We start from the raw sequence: 8,378 nt of genomic DNA on the forward strand, positions 1-8,378 counted from the left end.
TCCGCCCTCAGGCGGCAAAATATTCCTCAAAGGCGATCCACCCGGACCGCATCACCCTGTCATCCTGCGCCGCCGGCTGCCGCCACACCGCCTCCAGCGCCTTTCTCCGCGCCACGGCCCGCCCGATGGCCGGCCCGAACTGATCCCGCATATCCTCGGCAAAGCTCTCCAGGGCATCGTCATCCCCGCCCAGCCACTCGGCCGCCGCCTGTCCCGCCCGCGCACCGCTGATCACCGCCGCGGGGATCCCGGCGCCGGTAATGGGGTGGGTCAAGCCCGCGGCATCGCCGACGAGGATGACCGGGCCGTGCACCATCGTCCGCATCCCTCCCACCGGGATGGCCCCGCCGGTACGGCCCAGAATTTCCGGGCCCACCAGGCCCCGCGCCACCATCTGCCGGTGCAGATGGTCCAGGGGCGTTTTCAGATTGTCCGCAAAGCGCCGGTCCGCCCCCAGGCCGACATTGGCCACCGGTCCCTTGGGAAAGAGCCAGCCGTAGCCACCGGGGAAGTCATCCGCAAGAAAAATGTCCGTATCCGAATAAGGGTGCAGCAAAGGCACCGTATACTGGCGGGTGTAGACCACGGCCTGGTGATCCAGCCCAACGGCAGCGGCCACCATGCTATGGGGGCCGTCCGCGCCGATGAGCAGGCGCGGACGCACGGCGATCCGCTCCTCCGCCCCCCGTCGCAAGATGGCCGTTTCCCCATCCCAGCCCAGGAATTGGCAGCGCGTCCACAGCTCCGCCCCGGCGGCGACGGCGAGATCCGCCAGCCCCTGATCAAAGCGCGCCCGATCGATCATGATGCCGGGAAAGACGCTGTGGTGGCCGGCGCCCGAGGGCAGCACCGTCAGCATGCCCTCCACCTCCTGCACCCGCGAAGCGGTCTCCCGCACCGTGCGCAAGAGGGGCATGGGCACGAACTCGGCGCACTGCACCGGCACCCCGATGGCCTCGCGCCGCTCCACCAGCAGCACCCCGAGCCCCCGCCGCGCCGCCTCCCGCGCCGCCGCCGCGCCGCCCGGCCCGCTGCCCACCACCAACACATCGACATCCCGAGTGGTCATGTCTGCGCCTCTGCGGCCCGCTGGACGACATCCGCAAAATTCTCCGGGAGCAGGCCGAAACCATCCCATTCCCGCTCGGCAAAGAAGGACTGCACCACGGCGCGCAGATCATCCATGTGGATGTTGCGCAGGGCCGCTTCCAGATCCACCACCGCCCGCCGCGGCTGGACAAAATAATCGCCGCTGAAATGCACCTGCCGCAAACGGTTGCCGAACTGGTCCAGGAGGATTTCCGCCCGCAGCGTGCCGCCGGGGACCCGCAGGACCGCCGACTTCTGCGGCATCCACTCCCGGCCCCGGCCCTGCATCCCCAGCCATTCCGGCGCCGTCACCTCGTCCAGGGCGGCGGGCAGGCGCTCCGCAACGGCCCGGGGCAAGGGCGCCGGGGCGAAGCGCATCCCCAGATGCTCCGTAAACCCCTGCAGCAAGGCGCCCTCCACGGCCGCCAGGGCCGGCGTCTCTCCCAGCAGGTGGCGCAGGCTCGTCACCCGTTCGCTCACCGAGGCGATGGCATGGGCGTCCAGCTTTTCCACGGGCACGCGCAGGATGCGCAGCATGGTGGCGATGTCCAGATCCAGGAGCACCGTCCCCTGGAAGAGGACCACCTCCCCATCCATGATGCCGCCGGTACCAGAGATCTTGCGGCCCTCCACCTCGATATCGTTGCGCGGCCGAAACCGCGCATCAATGCCCAGATGACCCAGGCCCCGCGCCGCCGCCTCGCAGATGATCCGCGCCATGGCGCTCATATCCCCGGCCGGCAACGCCGAACGCCGGCACACCAGCTCCCAGCCCAGTTGCTGCGGATCGAAAACGATCGCCCCGCCGCCGGTCAGCCGCCGTTGCACGGCGATGCCATGCTCCCGGCAATAGGCGAGATCCAGCTCCTGCTCGGGCGACTGGTGAAAGCCCAGCAGGGCCGACGGCTCGAAACGCAGGAAGCGGAAGCAACTGCCGATCTCCGCGGCGTCACAGGCAGCCATAAAGGCCATGTCCAGGGCCATGTGCTCCGGGGCCGGGCGCAGGCCCGTATCCACCACCATCCAGTCGGCAGCGGACACCTCAGCACGCCCTCGCCATCAACATCCTGCCCGCCGCACGCCCAAGGCAAAGGCCGCCTATGCCGTAACCACGATGGGAATGTCCCGCAACTGCGCCCGCCGCTTGGGGGCCGCGGGGATGAAATCCAGGGTGATGCTGGTACTCTCATCCCCCAGCGCGAGCACTTCCTCCCCCACGATCATGGAGCAGCAGGACGGCGTCACCAGGACATCGCGGTCCAGATGCTTGGCCAGGGCCAGCATTCCGTCGGAGGGGAAGGCCACCCCATTGAGGCCCGCCATCACGGCGTAGGTATCGGTGATGGAACGATGCACCCCCGACGGCCGGGCGCAGCCCAGGAGCACCGGGGTCTCCGGGAGCGCCGCGCGGGCGTCGATGAAGAACTTGCCGATCTCATCCGTGGCCGGAGTCGCAAAGGGCCGGCTGGAAGGGGCGTATTGGGGCATGATGACCACCAGCACCAGGGCGCTGGGCAGATGGCGCTGGACGATCTCCAGGGCGTTCCACTCGCCGAGCAACTGCCCGTAATGGAGGCCGATGACGATATGCGGGACCACCTTCATCCGGGTGGCCACCAGGGCCTCCAGGGCGCTTTCAAAATCATCCACGCTGCGCCGCAAATGATAGACCTGATTGATGGTGTCCTGGGCGCCGATGACATCCATCATGGCCACATCCACCCCGGCATCCTCCATCCCCCGGGCGAACTCCGGCGTGGCGATGCCCGTATGCATGGCGATCTGCAGATCCGGATAGCGGTCCTTGATCTTGCGCACGGTGGGAAAGTAGGGCTCGTAATGCACGACATTCTGATGATCCGAGCCGCCGGAGAGGAGCATGCCCCGCCCGCCGTCGGCGACGATCCGGTCGGCCAGGCGGTCGAGCTCCCCTGGCGTCCGGGCCGGGATCATCGGTTCCAGAATCTTGGCCTTGCAATGATCGCATTGCAGCTTGCAATCACCCCCGGTGATGGAAATCGCCGGAAAGGCGTTTTTGCCACACGCAGAGACCTCCGAAGTCTCATGATGCTTGAAGGAAGGCGTGTAAAAATTGATGCGACCCACCTGGCTGCCGGCCAGGCCCGACCAGCGCTTCTGCATTTCGCCGACCAGCCCTGCGTTCAGGACCAGATCCTCCAGCGCTTCCACGCGAGAGACCGCTTCGAGCCATGGGTTCATAGGGACCATCCTTACTCCGAGAGAATAAGACGGCCGCGAAATGCGGCCGTCGTCACATCAGCAACCCTGCTTAGCAGCCGCCGAAACCATCGGCTGCCATCTTTTCCTCAAAGGCGGCGAGGGCGTCTGCGCCCGTCTTCAGATCCGCCGCGTCCGCCGCAAAATCCGCCGGGGTGAGCTTGGCAATCCAGCCGCTGCCATAGGGATCCTTGTTGATCAGTCCGGGGTTCTTGGCCACTTCGTCATTGCTGGCCACCACCGTGCCGCTGACCGGGCTCTTGAGCGGCCCCACCCATTTGCCGGACTCCACCGTCGCGGCGGACTTGTCCTTCTTGATGTCCTTGCCGGCGCCCTTGGGGGTGTAAGAAACGATCTGGCCGGCGAGGGCGCAGGCATAGGACGTCATGCCGATGGTCACGCTGCCGTCGTCTTCCTTGCGCAGCCACACATTGTTTTCCACGTTGTACATCAGGTCTTCGGGGATTTCACAACCACGTACTGTTCCCATGTTTCCCTCCTAGGGTTTACGAATGAAATGAGCCATTATGTTGCCCTTCCCGCGCGTCGCTTCTCAGAAGAAGAGAAGCCGATCCGCGGACAAAATCAGATCTGCAAGATCTCCCGCCGAGGCCACCGAATCCACCTCGGGGATCAACTGCTGCGGCACGAGTTCGTACCCTGGCAGGGCGGGTCTGCAGACATGCAATTCGACACCGGCATTTTTCGCATCACGAATAAAATCGATGATCCGCTTGCCACCGGCCATGGCCGACAGGTTTTCCGGCGTACCCTGCTCCATCAACTTGACGGCCTCCATGGTGCAGAAAATCTTAACCTCCGCGTCCATGGATGACAACAGCGCCCCCAGGTAAAAAGGCGTGGCGCAGCGATGCGGCGTGCTCGGACCGCTGGTCATGACGATAACCACCGTTTTTTCTTCCTGGTCTTCGAGATATTTACTGCTCATCGCATGCCCCGCTCACAGTGAATGTCATCCCGCACGCAGCGTTCCCCGTACAAGGCAAAGGCCGCATCTCCCGTCACCATCTCCCGGAGGGCGACGTCCACCGGCGCCACCGGCTGAACGCGCGCAATCCAGGCTTCATAGGGCTCGATGTTCAATAAATTGGGGTCTTCCAGGACATCTTCGTTGGCATGCACAATGACGCAGTCGAAAATGTTCGGCACCGGACCCGCCCACTTGCCGCTCTCGATGGTGGCCACCGGCTTGCCTTTGGGTCGCCGGGTACCCGGCCGGCGCACCCGCACATGCAGAATCTTCCCGGCGATGGACTGGGAAATATCGGTCATGCCGACGGTGAGCGTGCCATCATCCTCTTTTCTGACCCAGATCTGACATTCCCGGTCGTAGTACAACTCGGCGCGAAACTCGCAACCGTGAAATTCCATAGGATTACTCCTGTCGTCAACGGCAGGCAATAAAAAGCGCCCGTAATGGGCGCTTTTTACCTCTAAAGAATCCCTTTAGCTGCCAAAAGATCCATCGAGTCGCTGACGTTGTCGGGAATGCCGACCTTCCTGGCCGAGAGGCCCATGGCCAGACCCAGGAGCTGGGTGAAGTAAATCACCTTCACGTTGGTCTTGATGCCGAATTCCGTTTCCGCCCGGATCTGATGCATTTCCAGGCCGGAATGGCAGGTGGGACACTCCGTGGCGATGACCTCGGCACCGGCATCCTCGGCGGCCTGCAGGATGTTCAGGACCAATTGCGTCGAGGTATCGGAGTCCGACAGGGTATGGGCGCCACCACAACAGGCCGTTTTCAGGGGAAAATCGACATTGACCGCACCGGCAGCCAACAGCAGGTCATCCATGAAATGCGGCGCATAGGAAGACTCGGAACCCGGTCCCTGATCCTTTTCGGGGAAGATCTGCCGCGGCCGGGTATACATGCACCCGTAATAGTTGGCGATTTTCAGTCCGTTCAGGCTCTTCTTGACGCGGTTCTTGATCCCGTCCGTGCCCAACTCTTCCATGAACCACTCAAGGGTGTGCAAGGTGCGCACATCCCCATCATAGACGGGATCACCGGACTTGGCGGCCAAATCCTGCACGGTCTTCATCGTTTCCTCAGAAGTCGCGCATTCGTATTCGGTCTGCTTCAGATTGCGATAGCAGCCGTTGCACGGCGCCATGACGGTGTCGCAACCCTGCAGCTTGCTGGCAATGGCCAGATTGCGTGCGGACATATAAGTCTGCAGCATCGGGTGAATGTTCTTCACCTCCATGGCGCCGCAGCAGTTGTAATCCTCCAGGTTTTCCATCTCCAGGCCGAGTTCCTTGACCAGGACGCGGGTGGACTTGTCGTAAGGACCGCCGGAACCTTCCAGGGCGCAGCCCGGGTAATACGCTACCTTAGCCATGATGAGCGGCCTCCTTCTGTGCCTTCACATATTCCGCCAACACTTCTCCGGTCTTGCCCCAGGACTTGGTCTTGGGCCGGAATACGACGTTCATGCCCATCTTCGTCAACTGGCTGAGGGGGAGGTGCTTGGTCAGGCGCTTGCCGAACTCAACGATCCAGGCCTGGACGAGGGGCTGACCGGACCTTTTGAAGAAACCCACCATGACCTCGGTATCCTCAATGCGTCCATATTCGATGCACTGTTCGGTGAACTCTTCGTCAAACATCGTGGAGCGCGTCTTCGGGGTAAGGCCGTTCTCCTCCAGCCAGTGCGCCGTCGCCTTCATCACCCCTTCCGGACGCACGTCCTTGGGACAGATGTTGGTGCACTTGTTGCACGACACGCACTGCCAAATAATGTCCTTGTCCTTGAGCAACTCCGCCTTCAAACCCAGGCGGATGAGATAGATCCAGTAGCGCGGGTTGAAATCCACATTCTGTGCATACACCGTGCATGAATTGGTACAAGAGCCGCACTGCCAGCAACGATGCACATTTTCGGCGCCCGCGTAGCTCTGGATGACCTTCTCGAAGCCATCATCATAGTCCGTCAGCGTGCGCGGAGAAATCATGGTGTTCCACGACCCGGAAACGTCAACACCATCTATCACCAAATGATCATGCTGCAATATCCGATCCGGGTCGATCAGAGTTTTCTCATGAATAGCCATATCCGCTCCTGTATCCAGTCCTCAATGAACGGGTTCTTTCCTGAACCGCGATCCACCCATCCGACGCTGAACCTCCGCGCCCAAAATCTTCCGCATTTGCTCCATAAAGTCGGTCTGCCCACCGAAATCCGAACGCAGAAACCCTTCCGCCATGGCCCGAACATACTGCGAATACTGATAGGCGAGAATGATATCGATCATATAGGCCAAATCCCGATACACGCCCAACTCGGCCAATCCCTCGCGCATCCACTGGCGCAAGCCCTCGAACATCTCCGGACTTTCACCAAAGGGAAAATCGGTGAGATAATCGCCGCCCTTGATGAACTCGCGAACGGCGCCCGACGTGGTCTGCTGATCCCAGACCCAGCGGGTCATGAGCGGGTAACGCTCGGGGTGGACGAAATGCAGGACCTCTGCACCCATATCCCGCAAACAACGCTGCGCCTTCCCCTGCGCCGGCAAGGATTCTTCAAAGCGGGCCATCCGTTGCACCAGCGACCCATGGCCGCTGAGCAGGGTGCGCATGGCTTCGCCAAGGGGGGCGGGACCAACCTCCTGAACGACGGGCCAGATCTTCCTCCTGACCGTAAACATCCGTTCGATCAATGTGCCCAGATCCGCTTCGCCGAGGGGCCGATCGCTGCCCAGCAGTATTTGCCGGAAGCATTCCGTCTTCTCGGCAAGGTTGGACACCAGTTCATCCAGCCCCGCCTGCCCTTCAAAGGCCTGCTCCAGATCATAAAAGGAGCGGTTCAACAACCCCTTGTCCAGGTTGATGGGCAGCACTGCGGGGACGATCTGCTCGTCCCCGCCGGCGTGTTCAGACGGCAACTTTTTGCTGTCCATGGAGATCGGCCACCGCCCGCGCCCCGGCCGACTGGCCCTGGGCAATGGAGCTATCGATATCATCGGGACCGGTCGCCGCGCCGCAAACGTAAATACCCTTGCGGGTCGTGCCCTGGCTGTTGGTGTACTGCTCGGCCTTGTCGATGAAGCCGTGCTTTTCCAGGCCGACGCCGAAGGTCTTGGCAATCTCGGGGTTTTCCAGGCTGGGGTCCATGCCGATGGCATGCACCACGATATCCATGGGGATCACGATGGGGCGCTTGACCAGGGTGTCTTCCCCCTTGACCAGCAGCCGGCCGTCGGGGGACTTGGTGACCTCGGCAATACGCGCCTTGACGAACTTGGTCTTGAACTCTTCCTGGCTCTTCCAGTAGAACTTGTCTTCGTAGAGGCCAAAGGTGCGGATGTCCATGTAATAGATGAAGACGTCCGTCTGCGGGCTGATCTCCTTGATCTCCATGGCGAGATTGGTGGATACCGTGCAGCAGATCTTGGAACACCACTCGCGGCCGATCTGCCGATCGCGGGAGCCGACGCAAAGCAGGATTGCCACCCGCTCGGGCACGCGCCCATCGGAAGGGCAACGAATCTGGCCGCTGCTGACCATCTGTTCCATCTGGGTGGTGGTCAGCACGTCTTCGTACGTGCCGAAACCCCATTCGGGCTTGTTGATGGAGTCGAAGTGGGTAAAGCCGGTGGCCAGAACCACGGAGCCGGCCTTCACGGAGCTGCCGTCGCTCAGGGTGGCGGTGAAATTGCCGGCCTCCCCATCCAGTTTGCTGACCTTGGTCTGCTTGTGGACGGTGACATTGCCGTCGCCTTCCACCCGCGACACCATGCGGCCGATGGCGTCCTTGGCCCACTCGCCGGAGGGAACGAGCTTGGCGTAGCCGGAAATGATGGGGGCGCCGCCCAGGACGTCCTCCTTCTCGACCAGCACGGCCTTCTTGCCCATGGCCGCAACCGTGGCCGCCGCCGACAGGCCCGCCGGGCCCGCACCCACTACCAAGACTGTGTCTTTTGCACTCACTTGCTATCTCCTTAAGCGCCCGTTTTCATGTTGATGTTCTGGTTGATGGCCAGTTCAGGGTTGTAGAGGTATTCGATGTTGCCCTGTTCCACCT

10 protein-coding genes are annotated in these 8,378 nt (G+C 62.2%); all 10 read right to left on the reverse strand.

Annotated features, from left to right (window positions below; translation table 11 throughout):
- Window positions 1-7: 7 nt before the first annotated feature.
- The 10 genes from ACP5MM_RS07415 to ACP5MM_RS07460 all read right to left on the reverse strand — a co-directional run bounded on the left by ACP5MM_RS07415 (window position 8) and on the right by ACP5MM_RS07460 (window position 8,284).
- Entirely contained in the window at window positions 8-1,069 is a 1,062-nt protein-coding gene (locus ACP5MM_RS07415) for a geranylgeranyl reductase family protein (protein WP_427934339.1), read from the reverse strand.
- A complete protein-coding gene (locus tag ACP5MM_RS07420; RefSeq protein ID WP_427930596.1) occupies window positions 1,066-2,130 on the reverse strand; it encodes a lipoate--protein ligase family protein in 1,065 nt (354 codons plus the stop codon). The genes ACP5MM_RS07415 and ACP5MM_RS07420 overlap by 4 nt, the downstream gene beginning before the upstream one ends.
- A 57-nt stretch (window positions 2,131-2,187) precedes the next feature.
- Complete coding sequence (locus ACP5MM_RS07425; protein WP_427930595.1) at window positions 2,188-3,309, reverse strand: radical SAM protein; 1,122 nt, start codon at window positions 3,307-3,309, stop codon at window positions 2,188-2,190.
- A 70-nt stretch (window positions 3,310-3,379) separates the two neighbouring features.
- Window positions 3,380-3,817 carry a glycine cleavage system protein GcvH gene (gene gcvH, locus ACP5MM_RS07430; RefSeq protein ID WP_427930594.1) on the reverse strand — a complete coding sequence of 146 codons (438 nt, stop codon included), beginning with the start codon at window positions 3,815-3,817 and terminating at the stop codon, window positions 3,380-3,382.
- A 63-nt stretch (window positions 3,818-3,880) separates the two neighbouring features.
- On the reverse strand, window positions 3,881-4,276 hold the full coding sequence (locus ACP5MM_RS07435; protein WP_427930593.1) for a DsrE family protein: 396 nt from the start codon (window positions 4,274-4,276) through the stop codon (window positions 3,881-3,883).
- Window positions 4,273-4,719, reverse strand: a complete 447-nt coding sequence (locus ACP5MM_RS07440) for a glycine cleavage system protein H (RefSeq protein ID WP_427930592.1) — start codon at window positions 4,717-4,719, stop codon at window positions 4,273-4,275. Before ACP5MM_RS07440 ends, ACP5MM_RS07435 begins: the two co-directional genes overlap by 4 nt.
- Before the next feature lie 62 nt (window positions 4,720-4,781).
- Window positions 4,782-5,693: a CoB--CoM heterodisulfide reductase iron-sulfur subunit B family protein gene (locus tag ACP5MM_RS07445; protein WP_427930591.1), complete on the reverse strand. Its 912-nt coding sequence runs from the start codon at window positions 5,691-5,693 to the stop codon at window positions 4,782-4,784.
- Complete coding sequence (locus ACP5MM_RS07450) at window positions 5,686-6,405, reverse strand: 4Fe-4S dicluster domain-containing protein (protein ID WP_427930590.1); 720 nt, start codon at window positions 6,403-6,405, stop codon at window positions 5,686-5,688. The genes ACP5MM_RS07445 and ACP5MM_RS07450 overlap by 8 nt, the downstream gene beginning before the upstream one ends.
- Before the next feature lie 21 nt (window positions 6,406-6,426).
- A complete protein-coding gene (locus ACP5MM_RS07455) occupies window positions 6,427-7,239 on the reverse strand; it encodes a hypothetical protein (RefSeq protein WP_427930589.1) in 813 nt (270 codons plus the stop codon).
- Window positions 7,229-8,284, reverse strand: coding sequence for a CoB--CoM heterodisulfide reductase iron-sulfur subunit A family protein (locus ACP5MM_RS07460; protein ID WP_427934340.1), 1,056 nt, complete (start codon window positions 8,282-8,284; stop codon window positions 7,229-7,231). Before ACP5MM_RS07460 ends, ACP5MM_RS07455 begins: the two co-directional genes overlap by 11 nt.
- Window positions 8,285-8,378: the final 94 nt, after the last annotated feature.

Origin of the sequence: Acidithiobacillus sp. (genome assembly GCF_049965315.1) — a bacterium.
Taxonomy (GTDB): Bacteria; Pseudomonadota; Gammaproteobacteria; order Acidithiobacillales; family Acidithiobacillaceae; genus Acidithiobacillus_B.